General features: G+C 66.9%; 17 protein-coding genes and 1 pseudogene. 12 read left to right on the forward strand and 6 right to left on the reverse strand.

Annotated features, from left to right (window positions below):
- Positions 1–110: 110 nt before the first annotated feature.
- The 7 genes from A5780_RS00235 to A5780_RS00265 all read left to right on the forward strand — a co-directional run bounded on the left by A5780_RS00235 (position 111) and on the right by A5780_RS00265 (position 6,443).
- Entirely contained in the window at positions 111–878 is a 768-nt protein-coding gene (locus A5780_RS00235; protein ID WP_082976198.1) for an ABC transporter ATP-binding protein, read from the forward strand.
- The gene (locus tag A5780_RS00240; protein WP_064907412.1) at positions 872–3,220 is read left to right on the forward strand and encodes an FtsX-like permease family protein; all 2,349 of its coding nucleotides are present in this window, start codon (positions 872–874) and stop codon (positions 3,218–3,220) included. The genes A5780_RS00235 and A5780_RS00240 overlap by 7 nt, the downstream gene beginning before the upstream one ends.
- Before the next feature lie 170 nt (positions 3,221–3,390).
- A complete protein-coding gene (locus A5780_RS00245) occupies positions 3,391–3,993 on the forward strand; it encodes a flavodoxin domain-containing protein (RefSeq protein ID WP_064907413.1) in 603 nt (200 codons plus the stop codon).
- A 417-nt stretch (positions 3,994–4,410) separates the two neighbouring features.
- Positions 4,411–5,163: an N-acetyltransferase gene (locus A5780_RS00250; RefSeq protein ID WP_064907414.1), complete on the forward strand. Its 753-nt coding sequence runs from the start codon at positions 4,411–4,413 to the stop codon at positions 5,161–5,163.
- Entirely contained in the window at positions 5,154–5,378 is a 225-nt protein-coding gene (infA, locus tag A5780_RS00255) for a translation initiation factor IF-1 (RefSeq protein WP_227462776.1), read from the forward strand. The genes A5780_RS00250 and infA overlap by 10 nt, the downstream gene beginning before the upstream one ends.
- 176 nt (positions 5,379–5,554) lie before the next feature.
- Positions 5,555–5,980, forward strand: a complete 426-nt coding sequence (locus A5780_RS00260; protein ID WP_064907415.1) for an SRPBCC family protein — start codon at positions 5,555–5,557, stop codon at positions 5,978–5,980.
- Positions 5,973–6,443: a MarR family winged helix-turn-helix transcriptional regulator gene (locus A5780_RS00265; protein WP_064907416.1), complete on the forward strand. Its 471-nt coding sequence runs from the start codon at positions 5,973–5,975 to the stop codon at positions 6,441–6,443. Before A5780_RS00260 ends, A5780_RS00265 begins: the two co-directional genes overlap by 8 nt.
- A gap of 343 nt (positions 6,444–6,786) precedes the next feature.
- Here A5780_RS00265 and A5780_RS00270 read toward each other — a convergent pair whose 3' ends face one another.
- Positions 6,787–7,191, reverse strand: coding sequence for a hypothetical protein (locus A5780_RS00270; protein ID WP_064907417.1), 405 nt, complete (start codon positions 7,189–7,191; stop codon positions 6,787–6,789).
- A 273-nt stretch (positions 7,192–7,464) separates the two neighbouring features.
- On the opposite strand from A5780_RS00270, the gene A5780_RS00275 reads away from it, so the two are divergent.
- Positions 7,465–8,997, forward strand: a complete 1,533-nt coding sequence (locus A5780_RS00275) for an acyl-CoA synthetase (protein WP_063016086.1) — start codon at positions 7,465–7,467, stop codon at positions 8,995–8,997.
- A gap of 51 nt (positions 8,998–9,048) precedes the next feature.
- Here A5780_RS00275 and A5780_RS00280 read toward each other — a convergent pair whose 3' ends face one another.
- On the reverse strand, positions 9,049–10,785 hold the full coding sequence (locus A5780_RS00280) for a pyruvate dehydrogenase (RefSeq protein WP_064907418.1): 1,737 nt from the start codon (positions 10,783–10,785) through the stop codon (positions 9,049–9,051).
- Positions 10,786–11,371: 586 nt separating this feature from the next.
- Here A5780_RS00280 and A5780_RS38775 point away from each other — a divergent pair.
- Positions 11,372–11,521, forward strand: a pseudogene (locus A5780_RS38775) (DUF397 domain-containing protein); the annotation flags it as partial.
- A 53-nt stretch (positions 11,522–11,574) separates the two neighbouring features.
- Here the strand turns inward: A5780_RS38775 and A5780_RS00285 are convergent.
- Positions 11,575–12,015 (reverse strand): helix-turn-helix domain-containing protein, encoded by a 441-nt coding sequence (locus tag A5780_RS00285; protein WP_063016085.1) that lies wholly within the window; start codon positions 12,013–12,015, stop codon positions 11,575–11,577.
- A gap of 75 nt (positions 12,016–12,090) precedes the next feature.
- Here A5780_RS00285 and A5780_RS00290 point away from each other — a divergent pair, with 75 nt between their 5' ends.
- Complete coding sequence (locus A5780_RS00290) at positions 12,091–13,005, forward strand: aldo/keto reductase family oxidoreductase (protein ID WP_082940757.1); 915 nt, start codon at positions 12,091–12,093, stop codon at positions 13,003–13,005.
- Between the two features lie 35 nt (positions 13,006–13,040).
- Here the strand turns inward: A5780_RS00290 and A5780_RS00295 are convergent, their stop codons facing one another.
- Complete coding sequence (locus A5780_RS00295; RefSeq protein WP_064907419.1) at positions 13,041–14,594, reverse strand: amino acid permease; 1,554 nt, start codon at positions 14,592–14,594, stop codon at positions 13,041–13,043.
- A gap of 282 nt (positions 14,595–14,876) precedes the next feature.
- On the opposite strand from A5780_RS00295, the gene A5780_RS00300 reads away from it, so the two are divergent.
- Positions 14,877–15,833, forward strand: coding sequence for an LLM class flavin-dependent oxidoreductase (locus tag A5780_RS00300; protein WP_231982755.1), 957 nt, complete (start codon positions 14,877–14,879; stop codon positions 15,831–15,833).
- Positions 15,834–15,929: 96 nt separating this feature from the next.
- Positions 15,930–16,415 carry a carboxymuconolactone decarboxylase family protein gene (locus A5780_RS00305; protein ID WP_063016103.1) on the forward strand — a complete coding sequence of 162 codons (486 nt, stop codon included), beginning with the start codon at positions 15,930–15,932 and terminating at the stop codon, positions 16,413–16,415.
- 70 nt (positions 16,416–16,485) lie between these two features.
- On the opposite strand, the gene A5780_RS00310 is transcribed toward A5780_RS00305, so the two are convergent.
- Together A5780_RS00310 and A5780_RS00315 are read right to left on the reverse strand one after the other, a co-directional pair.
- Positions 16,486–17,526, reverse strand: coding sequence for a hypothetical protein (locus A5780_RS00310; RefSeq protein WP_063016082.1), 1,041 nt, complete (start codon positions 17,524–17,526; stop codon positions 16,486–16,488).
- Between the two features lie 41 nt (positions 17,527–17,567).
- Positions 17,568–18,053: a hypothetical protein gene (locus A5780_RS00315; protein WP_030518958.1), complete on the reverse strand. Its 486-nt coding sequence runs from the start codon at positions 18,051–18,053 to the stop codon at positions 17,568–17,570.
- Positions 18,054–18,144 lie beyond the last annotated feature (91 nt).

Genomic DNA, 18,144 nt, shown 5'->3' on the forward strand with positions numbered 1-18,144 from the left:
TTGTGGATCCGTGGGCACAGGATCGCTCCGGTCGGTGAAGACCCAGTTCGGCAACGATATGTGACAACCGGCCCTTCCCGCCGTAACAGCCGGTTCGCGACGCTGAGATCATGAATCGCCGCACCCACGCGGATCCGTTGCTCGCGGCCGAGGCCGCCGCGGCATCGGGTGCGCCCGCGCTACGAATGACAGGAGTCGGCAAGACCTACGGCTCCGGTGCGGGCCAGGTGGTCGCGCTGCGCGATGTGGATCTGAAGGTCCGGCCGGGCGAGTTCGTGGTGCTGCTGGGTCCGTCGGGATCGGGTAAAACCACATTGCTGAACCTGGTGGGCGGGATCGAGGAGCCCTCGGGCGGTGTCGTCGAAGTGGCGGGCATGGATATCGGCGCGCTGAACGACAAGCAGCGCACCGCGTTCCGGCGGGACCGCGTCGGATTCGTCTTTCAATTCTTCAATCTGGTCCCGACCTTGACCGCGCTGGAGAACGTGGAAATACTGGCGGAGTTGACGGGGCCGGATGCCGCCGCCCGCAGTCGCGCCGCGCTGAACCTCGTCGGTGTCGCAGATGTCGCCGAGCGATTTCCGGGACAGCTGTCGGGGGGACAGCAGCAGCGAGTGGCCATCGCCCGGGCAATCGTGAAGGAACCGCCGCTGCTGCTGTGCGATGAGCCCACCGGCAGCCTCGACCTCACCACCGGCCGACAGGTGCTGGCCGTATTGCGCGGTCTCGCGCGGGAGGGCCATCACACCGTCCTGATCGTGACGCACAACTCCGAAATCGCCCGGATGGCCGACCGCGTGGTGTGGCTCCAGTCGGGTGAGATCAGCCGTTCCGAGTGGGTGGACCATCCGGTCGAGGCGTCGGAGTTGCAGTGGTAGGCCGGACGCTGCTACGCAAGCTGCGCCGGGATCTATGGCGGCAGCGCTGGCAGTTCCTGGCCGTCGCCACGGTCCTGGCCATCGGCGTCGCGGCGTTCGTCGCGGCCGCGAGCGCCTACCGCAATCTCGATCAATCCTTTTCCCGGGCCTACAGTGCGCAACGACTGCCCGACGCGGTCGTCTCCGGCCCGGGCGCCGGACAATCCGTTGCGGCATTGGAGGCGCTACCGGGCGCGCCGGTGGCCGAGGTCAGGCATCAGAGCGAGGTCGGCATTCGCATCGGAGGACGGACCTTCCTCGGCCGCGCGATCGGTATCCCGGACGGGGCACCGCCCGAGGTCTCCCGGCTCTCGATACGGTCGGGAACATTGCCGTCGGCGGGCCGGCTCGTGGTCGAACAGCACCTCGCCGATCACTACGACCTGCATCCCGGCGACAGCGTCGAACTTCTGAATCCCGGCGGCTGGCAAGCGATTCCGGTGGCGGGTTCGGCGTTGTCGACGGAGTACTTCTGGCCCGCCCGCTCCACGCAGGAGATCATGACCACCCCCGAGCACTTCGGCGTCGTGTTCCTTCCCGACCGCGATCTGGTCCGGAATCTGCCCGATCCGGTGGAACAGGTCGCGTTGTACGCAACGGATCGTGCTGCGGCGGGTGATCTGGTCAATGCAGCCGAACGCTACACGCGAGCACACGGACTGCAGCTTGTCCCGCGTGATCAGCAGCCGTCGTATCGAGCGTTGCAGGACGACGTCGAGGCATTCGGGACCTTCGCGAATCTGTTGCCGTGGTTGTTCCTGGCCGCAGCGGTGCTCGGTACCTACGTGCTGCTGTCCCGCGTGGTGGCAGCGCAGCGGGCAGTCATCGGAACCCTCGCTGCCAACGGCTTCTCCCCCGGGCTACTGCGCTGGCACTACCTCGGATACGGCGTGGCGTGCGCGGTGCTCGGCATCGTTCCCGGCCTGGCCGGGGGCTATCTACTCGGCGGCTGGATCACCACCCGCTATACCCAGGCTCTCGGACTGCCCTTGCATGTGACCGCATGGCATCCGGGCATCCTGCTCGTCGCTTCCGCCGCGACCCTGGCCGCCGCGACCGTTGCCGCGTGGGCGCCCGCGCGGGCCGCAGCGCGAATGTCGCCCGCCGAGGCCATGCGAGTCGCGCCGCCGTCCCGGCGCGGAGGACGCAGCGTCCTCGAACGCCTCGTTCCACCGCTCGAACGCGCACCGGCACGCTGGCGGATGATGCTGCGGGCCGTGCTGCGGAATCGTCGCCGCGCGGTGTTGACCATCGTCGGTGTGGCCGTCTCGGTGAGCCTGGTGATGGTGTTCGCCGGGTTGCGCGACACCGTCGCGACACTCATCGACCGGCAGTACGGCCGGATCATGCTGCAGGACGGCGAGATCGCGACCGCCCCCGGCGCTACCGATTCGGTGCTGACCCGCGTCCGGCAGGACCCCGACGTCGCCGCGGCCGAGCCGATGGGCCGCTACGACGTGGCACTCTCGGCCGGGGATCGTCACTACGACACCCTCGTGATCAGCTTGCCGCCCGCGACGCAGATGCACCGGTTCATCGCAGAGTCCGGTTCGAACCAGTTGTCCAGCAAGGGTTTACTGCTCGGCTCGGGGCTGCACGACACCCTGGGCGTCTCGGTCGGGGACACCGTCGATGTCGCCGATACCGCTACCGGACAACACCTATCGGCACCGATCGCCGGATTCGTCGACGAGCCGCTGTCCCCGGTTGTGTACGTTTCGGCCGACTACCTGAGGCAGGCTATCGGTCCCGTACCGGATACGGGCGTGCTGGTGAAACTGCGGCCCGGCGTGACCGATGAGCGCGCCGTCTCCGATCGGCTCACCGCGATCCCCGGTGCGGTCGCGTACCTTTCCACGGCCACCGTGGCCTCGGCCATGCGGCAGGCATTCGCGATGTACAACACGCTGGTGGGAATCATGCTGATTTTCGCCGCAGCCATGGCCGCGGCGCTGCTTTTCAACGCGATGTCGGCCAACATCGGCGAGCGGCTGGGAGAACTCGGCGCCCTGCGGGCAGCGGGGATGGGTACCGGAATGCTGTCGCGCCTGATCGCCGCCGAGAATCTCGTCCTCGTCGTGGTCGGCATTCCGATCGGCATCGGGTGTGGCATCCTGCTCGCCCGCAGGCTGCTGGCCACCTACGAAAATCAGGGCGCCCGTCTCGAATTGGCGATGAGTTCGCCGACACCGGCACTTGTCGCGTCAGCCGTTCTGGCCGCCGCGATCACCGTCCAACTTCCCGCACTGCGCCGCGTCCGCAACCTCGACATCGCCCGCATCGTTCGCGAGCGCTCACTCTGACGAGGAGCGCTCCGGCCGGCGTGGCGGACCGCCCGAGCAGCACCGGAGCCATCCGGCTGTCCCGCTGCCGCCGGATCGCATCCGTTGCGCGGAAGCCGACGACGAAGGTCGCCGAAGCGATGGGACCGAGGACCCTGCCCGAACGATCACCCTGGACGGACAGTTGGTCTATGGCATCCGATCAGAGCGAGCACACGGTACTCATCGTCTACGCCTCCGCAGCGGGTTCGACCGCCCAGATCGGCGAGTTCATGGCGCGCCGGATGCGGGAGGCGGGATTGCACGTCCGGGTGGAGCCGGTGGATCGGGCACCGGACCCCGGCTGCTTCGAGGCGGTCGTACTGGGCAGCGCGATCCACAACGGAGGCTTCCTCCCCGGTTTCGCCGACTACATCGAGCGCTATGCGAAGACGTTGAAACAACGCCCGAACTGGTTGTTCAGCGTCGGCATGGGGCCGGCCCTGCGTGGCCCGGTGGGAGCGTTCTTCAAACGGCTCACGCCGCCCGTCGTCACCGAATGCCGGACTTCGACCGGCAGCAAGGGATATCGCGGTTTCGCCGGTGTCGTCGTCCGGCCCCCTGAGCTGCGCAACCGGCTGCTGATCCGCCTGTTCGGTTGCCCGTACGGCGATCTACGCGATTGGGCCGCGATCACGGCTTGGGCCGACGAGATCGTCTCGTGGATCGATGATGCCCTGCCCGCCACTCGATTACCGGCGACCCGCGATCCGGCGGACACCACGATCGGCGAAGGCAATCCGGGCCCGGCCTGAGCCGCACCGGATCCCGTCGGCACACAGTTTCTGTCGGCCGCTGAATGTGTTGTGCTACAGAATCATTCGATATTCCCGAGCTGGCTACGCCGCCGATCGGACGACGGCGACGATGATCGCGCTGCCGATGACGCCTCAGCAAGGCCGGGTAGGCAGCCGGTGATCATCGCGGCGATCGGCTGAATGTGGCGATCTTCGCGGGCGATCACGGCGTTCCGGACTTCGGGCGGGATGTTCGGAAAATGGGTTGGCGCGGGATATCGGAGTTGTTAACCTTCTGCGGTCCGACCTGATCACGCGAGGGGGTGAGTCCCATTTTCACGACATTCCTTGGGCGCTCCCCGTTCTCACGATCGGACGATTGACGCACGTCGTCATCGGGATTGCTCGTCCGAGCGATCCCGAGAGGGGACGACAATGCACTCTTCCGAACTCATGGTGACGCGCATCGCGGACCGGCAGTGGCATGCGCTGGCCGGCGACCGGATGGTCGGTTGTGGCGAGGCATCGCCGCGGCCCGATGGGCGACTGTTTCTCAGCATCGACTCCTGGCAGGCCGACGCCTTCGACCGGCTCGCCGCCGCCATGCTGGCCGACCTGCCCACACCGCTCTACACGGTGGTCGACGAGGCCGACCTCGAACTGACCGCGCACTGGCGCCGGGCGGGTCTCGCGATCCGGCGGCGCGAATGGGAATACCGGGTTCCCACCGATCCGGCGATCACGGGACTCGATTCGGCATCGCCGCCGGGTATCGAGATCCTGAATTTCGGTGCGGCCGAGGCGTATTCACTGCGCGAACTGGACCGCGCCGTACGCGCCGAAGTCGAGGCCGCCGCCGGTTGGCAGACCATGCCGGCCGAGGTGATCTCCCCACCGATCGATCCCGCGAACTATGTGGTGGCGGCCCAGGCCGGCCGCTATGCGGGGCTGTGCCGGGTGACGCAGCCGACTCGGCTACCGCGCATCGGCCTGATCGCGGTTCGCGCCGACGCGCACCGGCGCGGCATCGCTCGCGCCCTGTTGGGGCGGGCGCTGGGCTCGCTGCATCGCGCCGGAAAGGCTTGGGCCTCTGCCGAAATCGACGAATCCAACGCGGCGGCGACCGCCCTGTTCGAAGGCATCGGCGCCGAGCGGTCGAACAGCGTCCTGGAGTTGGTGTGGCGATGAAGAAAGGAGCGATCGAAGTTCAGGGGCACGTCGTGGAATGCCTGCGCAACGCGACTTTCACGGTGGAACTCCCCAACGGACACAAAGTCCTCGCCCACCTGTCCGGCAAGGTCCGGATGAACTACATCAAGATCCTCCCGGACGACCGGGTCCTGGTGGAGCTGAGTCCCTACGACCTGACCAGGGGTCGAATCCTGTTCCGTTATCGGAGTTGAGGCCCCCTAGGGCGAGGTAAGTCGACGATCTGCGCACCCGTTTCAGTGTGCGCAGGTTCGGGGCCCGCGCGCCTGGACTGCTCAGCCACGACCGACCTAGCGGGTATCGGCCATCTCCTAGGATTGTTGCTGCAACAACAGTTATTGTTGTTGCAGCAACACTCAGGGAGGCAGCCATGATGTACTCGTTCACCGAAGAAGCCGTGGTAACGGGCGAGATCGACCGCATCTGGGCGGTGGCCACGGACGTGGCCCGCTGGGCCGAATGGGATCCGCACGAGGAGAAGGCGCGTATCGACGGGCCGTTCGAAGCGGGAACCAAGGGGTGGGTGAAGCCCAAAGGAGCACCGGCGGGACCGTTCACGATCGTCGCGGTGGAACCCGGACGGTCGTGGACCAGCGAGGCGGGCCTGCCGTTCGGTAAGTTGCGGGGCCGGCGCACCTACGAGCCACTCGGCGACGGCACCGTGCGGGTATCGGAGAACGTCGAAGTCCACGGGCCGATGGGACCGCTGTTCAAGCTCATCTGGGAAAAGGGTATGCGCGCCGATATGCCGCGCACCTTCGCGGCCCTCGCGGCGGAGGCGGCACGGCGTGGCTGAGCGATCGGCACAGGCCGTACCCCGGGGCCCACTCGTCTCTCCGGGGTTCTGGTTGCATCACGCCGCCCTGGAATGGCGGGCGACGCTGGAGCGAAACCTCCGTCCGCTCGGACTGACGCCCACTCAGTTCAATCTGCTGGCCTCCACCGGATGGCTGGCCCACCGCGGCAGCCTCCCCACTCAGCAGCAGGCGGCGGATATGGCGGGCGTCGATCGAATGATGGCGTCCCGGGTGATCCGCGCCCTGGAGGAGCGCGGCTTGCTCCGGCGTCACCCCGACCCCGCCGACGCCCGCGCATTCCGACTCGAAATCACCTCCGCCGGAAGGAAATTGGCGAGCACGGCGATCCAGGTCGCCGTAGACACCGACGAACAGATCTTCGGCACCGACGCTGACCTCCTGCGCGAACACCTCCGCCCGATCGCCGCCCACCGAGTACCGGCGGACCGACCGACGAAGTGAAACCGACACCGAGCGACCCGGTCCGGCAGCGCCCGCGAACTACGTTGTCCGCCGGGCGAAGGGGGCTGCGATCCGACGACCGGATGGCAGCCGGATCCGATGCCGGGCAGCATCACCGGCTCGCGGGTGCTGATGGGGCACCGACCGGCGAGGGCGGGCCGAGCCTCGTTCGCCGCGTTCTCGGCACCCGGAACCCTTTCCGCGGCCGAACTATTCGTGCAAACCTCCGCGCGATCGGGCGAAAAGCGGCAACTTCGCCGAAGTTTGCACGATTAGTTCAGCGTCGCTGCAGCGGTATTCGGTCTGCCCGGTCGACACCGCCGTCGACGCGGCATGGGCAGGGCTACATGGAGCCGGCGCACAACATCGGCTGGACCACGAAATTGTTGCCGGGGTTCGTATCCGGCGTCGTGCTCGTCACCGTGGCGGTGATCAGTTCCAGCGTGCGCGCGGTACCGACCGTGTAGTTGGCGATTTCTCCCGGTGCCAGAGTGGGTTTGATGATGGATCCGGACGGGCCGAACGGCGTCCAGTAGTTCACCGCCACATTCTCCGCGGTCGCGGTGCCGATATTGCGGACGATCACCTGCAACGGCGGCGGGAAGCCCGGCAGCGCCCCGCCACAGTAGGTGTAGACCTCCACATCGGCACCGGCCGGTTCGGCCTGCGCCGCAACGCCGAAACCCACCGCGGTCGTGGCCGCCATCGCCACCCCGGCGGCCAGCACGCCGATACGCCTGATCTTCATAGGAACCTCCCGCTCGACGAACTCTCGTACGGAATATCGAGACCTCGGCAAACCTGTTATGCCCCGAAAAGGGTGGGCGCCGGGCACGCGAGCCTTCGTGTGCTCTCGAGCGGTTCACAAGTTTGGCGATAACTCACGAATCGTCGTTCACTTTCCGCTATCGTCGCGCTCGTCGGGACGGTGTCTCGGCGGGGCCGGTGTCGCGGCGGCGAGGCAGGTCCCTCTCGACCGGCGGTCGCGTCAGAGCCGTCGGCGGTGTTGTGGAGGAGCAGGATGTACCCCGGTGCGCATGTCGATCGATTCCCTGATAAACCGGCGGTCGTGCTGGCCGGGAGCGGTAGCACGCTGACCTACCGCGAGCTCGAGGACAACTCGGTTCGCCTCGCGCGGCATCTGTACGAGGCGGGCCTGCGCAAGGGCGATCACATCGCGCTGCTGTCCGGCAATACGCTCGAGGTGTACGAGGTCTACTGGGCGGCGTTGCGATCCGGTCTTTACATCACGGCCGTCAACCGGCATCTGTCCGCGGACGAGATCAGCTATATCGTCAACGACTGCGGCGCGCGGGCGCTCATCGTGTCGGCGGAACTGGCGGAGGTGGCCCGGCGGGTGGTCGAGCAGACTCCCGCGGTCGGGATCCGGCTCGCCTTCGGCGGGGATGTCCCCGGCTACGAATCGTATGAAAAGGCTGTGGCCGCAGCGTCTCCCGAACCGCTGCCGGATCAGCCACGCGGCGCCGACATGCTGTATTCGTCGGGCACCACCGGCCGCCCGAAGGGCATCAAGCATCCGCTGCCGGATCGGCAGGTCGGCGATGCGCCGGGTGACACCTATACCGCTGTCTTCGGCCCGCTCTACGGATTCGACACCGACACCGTGTATCTGTCGCCGGCTCCGCTGTATCACGCCGCGCCGTTGCGATTCGGCGGCGTGGTTCATGCCCTCGGCGGAACCGTGGTGGTGATGGAACGCTTCGACGCCGAACAGGCGCTCGCCGCGATCGAACGCTATCGCGTCACCCACAGCCAGTGGGTGCCGACGATGTTCGTGCGCATGCTGAAACTGGACGAGAGCGTGCGTACCCGCTACGACGTCTCGAGTATGCGAGTCGCCGTGCACGCCGCCGCGCCGTGCCCGGTAGAGGTGAAGCAGGCGATGATCGACTGGTGGGGGCCGGTGCTGTACGAGTACTACGCCTCCACCGAGGGCAACGGCGCCACCTTCATCGACAGCGAGCAGTGGTTGCGCAAACCCGGCTCGGTCGGGCCGGCGGGGATGGGCGCCGTTCGCATCTGCGACGACGACGGCCACGAGTTGCCCGCCGGCGAGATCGGCACCATCTATTTCGAGCGCGAGGAAGTCCCGTTCGACTACCACAACGATCCCGAGAAGACCGCCAAGGCAATCCATCCCGAGCATCCGACCTGGACGACCACCGGCGATATCGGCTATATCGACGCCGACGGATTCCTGTTCCTGACCGACCGCAAGGCGTTCATGATCATCTCCGGCGGGGTGAACATCTACCCGCAGGAAATCGAGGACGCCCTGGCCCTGCATCCGGATGTCCTCGATGTGGCGGTGATCGGGGTTCCCGACGAGGAGATGGGCGAATCGGTGAAGGCGGTCGTCCAGCCCGCACCCGGCGTCGAGCCGGGACCCGAACTGGCACAACGACTTCGCGATTTCCTGCGCGAGCGCATCGCCCACTACAAGGTGCCGCGCAGCGTCGATTTCGCCGACGAATTGCCCCGTACGCCCACCGGAAAGCTGGTCAAGGGCAAGCTGCGCGAGCAGTACGTGTGAGATTCGCCGGCGGCCCAGGCAACCATGAATCCGGCTGGCACACGGCGCGTTTCAGCGCGGCACGTTGCGTAGGTTCGATCGGGCCATGTCGATCATCCGGCCCACGCCGCCGGTCAGCACGATCTTGCTGGCCGCGAGCGCGAAGCCGCGTACCTGCGCGGCGGTGATGTGCGGCGGGAGGGACAGGGCGTTGGGGTCGGTGACGAGGTCGACCAGGGCGGGGCCCGGATGTTCCAGCGCTTCGGCGATGGCATTCCGGATCGCGAACGGATCCGTCACCCGCGCCGCGTGGATGCCGGCGGCGCGGGCGACGGCGGCGAAATCGACCGGGGCGTGGTCGGTTTCGAAATTCGGCAGGCCGTCCACCAGCATTTCCAGCCGGACCATACCCAGCGACGAATTGTTGAAGACGATGATCTTCACCGGCAGCCGATGCAACGCCACGGTGAGCAGCTCACCCATCAGCATGCCCAGACCGCCGTCGCCGGACATCGAGATCACCTGCCGGTCCGGATAGGCGAACTGCGCGCCGATGGCATGCGGCAGGGCGTTGGCCATGGTGCCGTGCAGGAACGACCCGATCACCCGGCGGCGGCCGTTCGGAGTCAGATAGCGGGCCGCCCACACATTGCACATGCCGGTGTCGACGGTGAAGATCGCGTCGTCGGAGGCGAGTTCGTCGAGAATGTCTGCGGCGTATTCGGGGTGAATCGGCTTGTGGTCGGCGACATTTCGGGTATAGGCGTCGACGACCTGCTCGAGCAGCCGGTAGTGCTCGCCGAGCATGCGGTCCAGGAATTCCCGGTCGGATTTCTGCGCGAGGAGGGGAAGGACCGCGCGCAGGGTTTCGCGAACGTCGCCGTGCACGGCCAGCTTCAGTGGCGTGCGCCGGCCGAGGCGGGCGGCATCGTGGTCGATCTGCACGGTATTGATTCCCGGCAGGAATTCGTCGTAGGGGAAATCGGTGCCCAGCAGCAAGACCAGATCGGCTTCGTGCATGGCCTTGTAGCAGGCGCCGTAGCCGAGCAGACCGCTCATCCCCACGTCGTAGGGATTGTCGAACTGGATCCATTCCTTGCCGCGCAGGCTGTGCCCGATGGGTGCGTGCAGCGTCTCGGCGAGCCGCATCACCTCTTCGTGCGCGTCGCGAACGCCGGCACCGCAGAACAGGGTGACGGTTCGTGCCGCGTTCAGCGCGTCGGCGAGCGCCCGCACCTGTTCGGCGGCGGGCATGACGCGACCGAGTTCGGAAACGAGGCTCGTTTCGCCGGTGGGATGCGCGATGTCCAACTGGGCGACATCGCCCGGGAGCACCACCACCGACACCTCGTGGCGCGCCAGCGCATGCTGGATCGCGATCCGCAGCATGCGCGGCATCTGCTCGGGCCGGCTGATCATTTCGCAGTATCCGCTGCATTCGACGAAGAGGCGTTCCGGATGCGTTTCCTGGAAGAACTGCGTGCCGATCTGATCGGAGGGGATGTGGGAGGCCAGCGCCAATACCGGCGCCCCGGTGCGGTGCGCGTCGTAGAGGCCCTGGACGAGATGGGTGTTGCCCGGGCCGCAGCTTCCCGCGCACACGGCCAGGCGGCCGGTCAACTGCGCCTCCGCCGCCGCGGCGAAGGCGGCGGCCTCCTCGTTGCGCACATGCACCCATTCGATCTGCGGGGTACGGCGCACGGCGTCGACGATCGGATTGAGGCTGTCGCCCACCACGCCGTAGATCCGCCGCACTCCGGCCTGTACGAGAACGTGCACGAATTGGTCGGCCACATTCGTTTTCGCCATGCGCACTCCTCCACCGCTGTCATCGGCGCCGGCGGATTCGCCTTCGCCCGGAGCCGAAGCTCCCTTCCGGATGAACAGATCGCGATCGCCACGAATACTACCGGGCGGGGTGGAGCGGAAATGGCGTCGCACAGCACGCGGACCGCTTGCCGCAGCTGAGCAGATTTCGCACAGAGCGCCGAAGCGCGCCCTGCTATTCGATGTCGTAGGCGATTCACGGCCAAGGTGCGCCGGCCGTCGGCGAAATTGCCCCCTGAATATTCACAGCGAAGTCCAGTCAACCGGCCGAGCCATCGTCCGGCACGATCTGGCGGCCGCAAAAACGTTGGTGGACAATAGGTATCGGCCACACCGCATACGGCGCTACCCACTTCGATACGACCGACGACGCATACACGACATCGAGCAACCACCACCGTGATCTCGATGTGATCGGCGATCGGAGGTCGGTACATCCATGCGCTCCTGAGGCTTTCGGTAATGGCATGCCCGATAGCCGAGCCCGGAGACCGCCGTATCGCGGAAACGATCGGAATTCGGCGGTTGGTTCTTCCCGGCTACCGGGGCTGATGCCAGTTCGTCAGGCAAGGAATGCGTCGAGGTAGCCCACCTTTCCGAAGGTATGGTCGGCGTCCGCGACTCCAAGAACCCCACCGGCCCCGCCCTCGTCTTCGCCCCCGCCGAATGGGATGCGTTCACCGCCCGCCTCGAGCGCGGCGGCTTCGACCTCACCTAACCTTCTGTGCCACAAGGGCGTTCGAGCACCATCGCTCGAACGCCCTTGTCATATCAGGGGGTGCGAGCGTCGTGGTTCTCACGGTGGGCCGACACCTCGTCCATATGGTCCTGCGCCCAGGATCTGAGGCCGCGCGTCAGGTGGTGGAGTGAGAGGCCGAGTTCGGTGAGCTCGTAGGTGACCGTGACCGGAACGGTCGGCGTCACTGTGCGGGTGAGCAAGCCATCACGTTCGAGAGCCCGCAGGGTTTGGGTCAGCATCTTCTGGCTGACACCGACCAGCAGGCGCGATAGTTCGGAGTAGCGCATCGCCTTCGCGGCAGCCGCGACACCGGGCCGATCGGATGGGTCGCCCGCATCCCCGCTCAACGCGCACAAGATCAGCACGACCCATTTGTCGGAGATCCGATCGAGGAGTTGACGACTGGGGCATGCCGCCAGGAATGCGTTGTACTCCGCGCTGCTTCGAGCCCCCTCGAATACCTTCGCTGTCACCGGTCTCGCCTTTCGCTTTCGGAGAGTTACGCACTTTCAAGTGCCTACTTCCCGAAAGGAAGTAGCTCTCCAACAATGGTGCCAGCAGGTCGGAGACTCCCGATCGGAGATGAAAGGCACCACGTGAGCACACCCCTACTTCCCGGCGGCACCCGAATGCTCGGCGACGCGACTGTCACCCGGTTCGGCTACGGCGCCATGCAGCTCGCCGGCCCCGGGGTCATGGGGCCGCCCGCCGACCGCGACGGCGCGCTGGCCGTGCTACGCGAGGCAGTCGATGCCGGTATCACCCACATCGACACCAGCGCCGCATACGGGCCCGACGTGACGAACGAGTTGATCCGTGAGGCACTGCACCCCTACCCGGACACGGTGTACATCGCCACGAAGGTCGGGGCGCGGCGCGACGCGCAGGGCGGCTGGCCTACGGCCCGGCGTCCCGAAGACCTGCGCGAACAGGTGCATCAGAACCTTCGGTCGCTCGGGGTCGAGACCCTCGATCTGGTCAACCTGCGCATGGGCGATGCCGCAGGCCCCCGGCCCGGCTCGCTCGCAGAGGCATTGGAGACGCTCGCCGACCTTCAGCAGGATGGCCTGATACGCCATCTCGGAGTCAGCAACGTCACCGCGGATCAAGTCGCCGAGGCGCGGAGCATCGCGTCGATCGTATGCGTGCAGAACATGTACAACCTCGCCCATCGCCACGACGACGACCTCATCGACCGGCTCGCCGCCGACGGCATCGCCTACGTGCCGTACTTCCCGCTCGGCGGCTTCACGCCGCTACAGTCGGAGACACTCGCCCAGGTCGCGAGCCGAGTGGGTGCCGCGCCGCTGCCGGTGGCGCTGGCCTGGCTGTTGCGGAGGGCACCGAACATTCTGCTCATCCCCGGTACGTCATCCGCGACTCATCTGCGCGAAAACATCGCGGGGGCCGGGCTTTCACTGTCGGATGAGGACGTCGCCGCGCTGGACGGAATCGGTCGCTGACCATGCCGCCGAGGAGCCGCTCACTCTGTGGCCGCTCATACCTCGTGGCTGGGTCGGCGCCGGCCCGGATCCTCCACGATCACCTCCGGCTCCGCCGGCCTTCCCGGCCACGGTCGCTCGGCGACCACCGGGAACTGGCCGGTGTGGTCGTGACGAATCGCCGCTATTCGCAATACTTTCCGGCGCGTCAGGAACCAGCCCCCGACGAGGACGGGGCCCATCACACAGACCGTCGCCACGACCGCCCAGCGTTGGATCGGGTCGCTGCTGCAGGCCATCAGTGCCACCACGGCCACCAGGAAGACGAGGGTGGCGATACCGGTGTAAGGCGCGCCGATCATGCGGTACGCGGGGCGATGGGAGATGCCGTCCCACCAGCGTCGCCACAGGCGCAACTGGCAGAGCAGCACCACCATCCACGAGACGATCGTGCCGAGAGCCGAGACGTTCAGCACGATCTCGAAGGCCTTGTCCGGCACCACCGCGTCGAGCCCCACGCCGATCAGCGCGATCACGCCGGTGGCCAGAATGCCGATGTAGGGCACGCCGGTACGGGACATGCGGCCGGCCACCGCGGGGGCGCTGCCGTTCGCCGACATCGAGCGCAGGATGCGGCCGGTGGAATACAGGCCGGCGTTGAGACTGGAGAACGCGGCGGTGAGCACGATCAGATTCATCATCGACCCGGCAGCGGGGACGCCGATGCGGGCGAAGAAGGTGACGAACGGGCTCTCGCCGTCACGAAAGGCGGTGTAGGGCAGCAACAGTCCGAGCAGGACGAGTGAGCCGATATAGAACACCCCGATGCGGGCGATGACCGAATTGATGGCGCGCGGCATCACCTCGTGCGGATTCTCGGTCTCCCCCGCCGCGATACCGACCAACTCCACTGCCGCATAGGCGAATACGACGCCTGTGGTGACCGTGACGACCGGCAGCACACCGGTCGGGAACAGTCCGCCGTGATGAGCGATCACGCCGACCCCCGTGGCTTCGCCCCGGATGGCGAACCGGCCGGCGAGAAAGACCGAGCCCACGATCAGAAATCCGATGAGGGCGACTACTTTCACCAGCGCCACCCAGAATTCGAGCTCTCCGAACCATCGCACCGAGATCAAATTCGTGCCGACGACCGCGACCAGCGCCACCAGTGCGATCACCCACTGCGGCACCACCGAGAACGCACCCCAATAGCGGACATATGTCGCGATCGCGGTGATGTCGACGATGCCGGTCATACACCAGTGAAAGAAATACATCCAGCCGACGGCAAATGCGAGTTTCTCGCCATAAAATTCGCGCGCGTAGGATACGAACGATCCCGACGACGGCCGATACAGCACCAACTCCCCCAGCGCCCGCAGCACGAAGAAGACGAAGACACCGCAGACCGCGTAGACCAGAAAGAGCCCCGGACCTGCATCGGCGAGACGTCCGCCCGCACCGAGGAACAGCCCGGTGCCGATCACTCCACCGATCGCGATCATCTGCAACTGACGGTTACGTAACGACTTTCGGTAACCGTCCTGCTCCGTATGCAACGCCGCGGCCAGAGCCGATAATTCGACGGGTCGGTGGTCTGTGCTCATGACCGGACCTTCCGGTGGACAACATTGAATCTTCAAACAACGTAGCGTCGGACATCGGTACGTTCACCGGTGGGAATATCTATATACCGCGCGGTCGGTTCTCAGAAAATGGACACCGTTACCCTCGATGTCGAAAATTCAAACGTGCATAATCAAAATCGACGAGGGGGCAATTCGATGTAGCCGAATCGTTGCCGACCGCGTCCGGCGACCGCGATAGCGGCACCCGGCCATACCCCGCAGGGAATTGCCGGCACTCGCACCGCGGCCCACGCTGGTCTCGTGAACGACATTCGATACGGCCTGCTCCTCCCCGGCGGCGTCGCGCAGTTGGAACGCGGCGGCGCGGCCCGCAGCCTGGCCGAGCTGGCGGTGACAGCCGAAGGAATGGGATTAGATTCGGTGTGGCTGGGCGATTCGCTGAGCCGGGCTCGGATCGAACCCCTGACGGTCCTGGCGGCCGCGGCGGCGGTGACCGAGCGGATCACCCTCGGGACGGCCGCGCTGATGCCGGCCTACCGGCACCCGGTACAGGCCGCCGCCACCCTCGCATCGCTGGACCAGCTCGCCTCCGGCCGGCTGATCCTCGGCGTCGGCGCGGGATTCCCGGAACTCAGCCGCGCCGAATTCGACCTCGTCGGCGTGGACTACCGAACCCGCTTCTCCCAGCTCGACGACACCGTCGACCTGTGGCGGCGGCTGTGGTCCGGCAACACCGACCCCTTCCACGGCAAGGTTCTCCACTACGACTGGTTGCCGGACGTCCCACAGCCGCATCGGCCGGGCGGACCGCCCATCTGGGCCACCGGCATCACGCCCGCCGCGCTCGCCCGGACCGGACGGCGCTACGACGGCTGGCTCCCCTACCCACCGGATGTGGCCGCCTACGCCGACGGCCTGGCCACCGTCCGGTCCGCCGCCTCCGCCGCCGGCCGCGCCGAAACATCCATTACTCCGGCACTTTTCGCGACCGTCTACCTCAGCGACGACGCGCAGGAGGGCCGGGCGGCGCTGGACCGCTACGCGCAGGCGACCTACCGGATGCCGGTGGAGACGGTCGAAACGATCCAGGTCCTGCTGACCGGCACCGCCGAACACGTTGCGGCGCAACTGCATCGGTACATCGATGCGGGCGCCGAACACATCCTCCTGCGCATCGCCGCCCTCGACCCGGCCGAGTTCACCGGGCAATTAGCCCTGATCGAGTCCCTGCTACGGCCCATGACGATCTCGCGCTGATGTGCCGCACATCACTTTTCCGCACTGTCACATCGATCGCGTGAGCGGCATCTTGTGTGCGTTCCCGCCAACGATCACGACAGCAAGGACGACGTCATGGAATCCCGCTTCACTCTCACCGACAGTGCACTCGGCGCCAAGTTCGCCAAGCGATTCGGCAACACCAGCATGGTCATCCTCCAGTCGACGCTGCCCAAGGCCACCCAGGACCTGATGATGCTGCGCGTCAGCCAGATCAACGGCTGCGGGTGGTGCACCGATGTGCACAGCAAGGACCTCGCCGCCGCCGGAGAGCCCGCGGTGCGCATCAACCTGGTCGCCGCGTGGCGCGAGGCGTCGGTGTTCAGCGAGGCCGAGCGGGCCGCGCTGGCACTGGCCGAGGAGGGCACCCGGCTCGCCGACGCCCATCAGGGAGTTTCGGACGAGACCTGGGCGCAGGTGCGCAAGCACTACGACGAAGACCAGATCGCCGCACTGGTCGGCCTCATCGCTCAGATCAACGCGGCCAACCGGCTCGGCGTGATCGTGCGCCAGCAGGGCGGCTCGTACGAGCCCGGCATGTTCGCCGATATCGACGGCTGATCAGCGAGCTCGGCCCGGCTCAGGGGTGTCGCCCCGGGCCGGGCCGCGGTCGCGGTTCGGGTGTGCCCGTCTACTGCGTGGCCTCGGCCAGGATCGCCAGCACCGGCTCCGAGGTGTAGAAGGGTTCGAGGCGTTCGCGAATCAGCTTGGCCAGCACGCCGTTTCGCTTCGCAGCCTCGACCACCGCGGGACCGTAGCGCAGGATCTCGGTGCGGATGTCGTCGGCGGACAGGCCCAGTTCGGGCAGCAGCGCGCCGAGGGTGTGGTCGCCGTATTTGGTGAAGAACACGTCGACGCACTCGTCGAGGAGCACACCCACGTACTCCTTGTCGCGGGTGGTGACGACGATCCGGTGTACCAGCAGGGCGAGTTCGCGCAGGTCGGCCTGGGTCAGGTAATCGCGCAGGCCGCTGACCGGCTCACCGGCGTGCAGATCCCAGAACTCCATCGCCGCGCCGTGCACCGGTGCGTCGCGCAGCATCTCCCGGATCGCGTTGTTGGTGCGCTTGAGGGCGAACATCGCGCCCTTACCGGCCATATCGCCGATGAAGGTGCCGCTGCTGGCCTTCTCGGCGGCCTTGCGGGCGGACTTGGCCGCGTTGGTGCCGAACGACACCAGCGATCCGACGCCCGGAACCTTGCTGGCCATCTGCCGGTTCGACTCCATGAAATCGTCGATCAGCTTGTCGACGAATTTGGACGCCGCCGTCGCGACCAAGGGGCTTTCGGTCAGCCGCTCCAGCAGGCGCTCCTGCGCCTGGTGCATGCCGAAGATCTTCTCCAGCAACGCTTCCACGGGCTCGCGGTCCACGACGTCACCGAGGGTGTAGTCGTTGTTCTCGGCGACGTTGTCGTAGATGGCGTCGGCGAACGCGGCCACCGAATCCTGCAGCACCGGGCTGCCGCCGATGCGATTCACCACGGTGCGCACCGTCTGCCGCGCCTCCTCGACGGAGACCACATCGCGGAAGACGATGGTGTCGGCGACCGCCAGCACATCGTCCACATCGCGGGCGACGACCTCGGCGAACCGATCTCCCGTCACCTCCGCGAGCAGGTAGTCCACTTGCGCGTCGAGCAGTTTCGCGGCGATGTCCTGTGCTGCGGTCATCGGTTCCCCTTCAGCTGTCCGGACCGCCGGACCAGCCGGAATCACACGTCGTCGCGCAGCGACTTCCGGATCTCGTCCAGGCGTTCCCGCGCGGCTTTCTCCCGCGCCTGCCATTGTTCGTCGGCGCTGCGGCCCGCCGGTGTCTGCCGGTCGAGTTCGCCCAACCCCTGGGCGGTGCCGTAGCGCTGCTCGACCTTATCGCGAACTGACTCGAAAGTAGGGACTCCGGATTCGGAGTATCCGCCGGGCACCCCGAAGCCCTCCGGCGGCAGCGGCACGCCCGAGCCCACCGCGACCTGCCCGAATCCGCCCGAGATCGGCGGCGGCACGGCGGCGGCCGCACCGGGAGTGTCCGAACTCACATCGACCTCCGGTTCGGCATGAGTGGGGCGGGCCGCCAGTTCGGCCGCGGTCAGATGCAACTTCTCCAGACCCGGCCGGCCCGTGGTCGCGGTGACCACGACCTCGAGCAGATCCTCATCCTGCATCGCGGCGAGCAGGGCCGCCATATCACCGGTTTCGGACATGCACCCAGGCTACGCACCGCGACCGCGGTCCGACCGATTTCACTCGCCGGTCACCGACTCCACGCCCGCGAGAACGTCGCGAACCCACGCC

It is taken from the genome of Nocardia sp. 852002-20019_SCH5090214, assembly GCF_001665865.1.
GTDB classification, from domain to species: Bacteria; Actinomycetota; Actinomycetes; order Mycobacteriales; family Mycobacteriaceae; genus Nocardia; species Nocardia nova.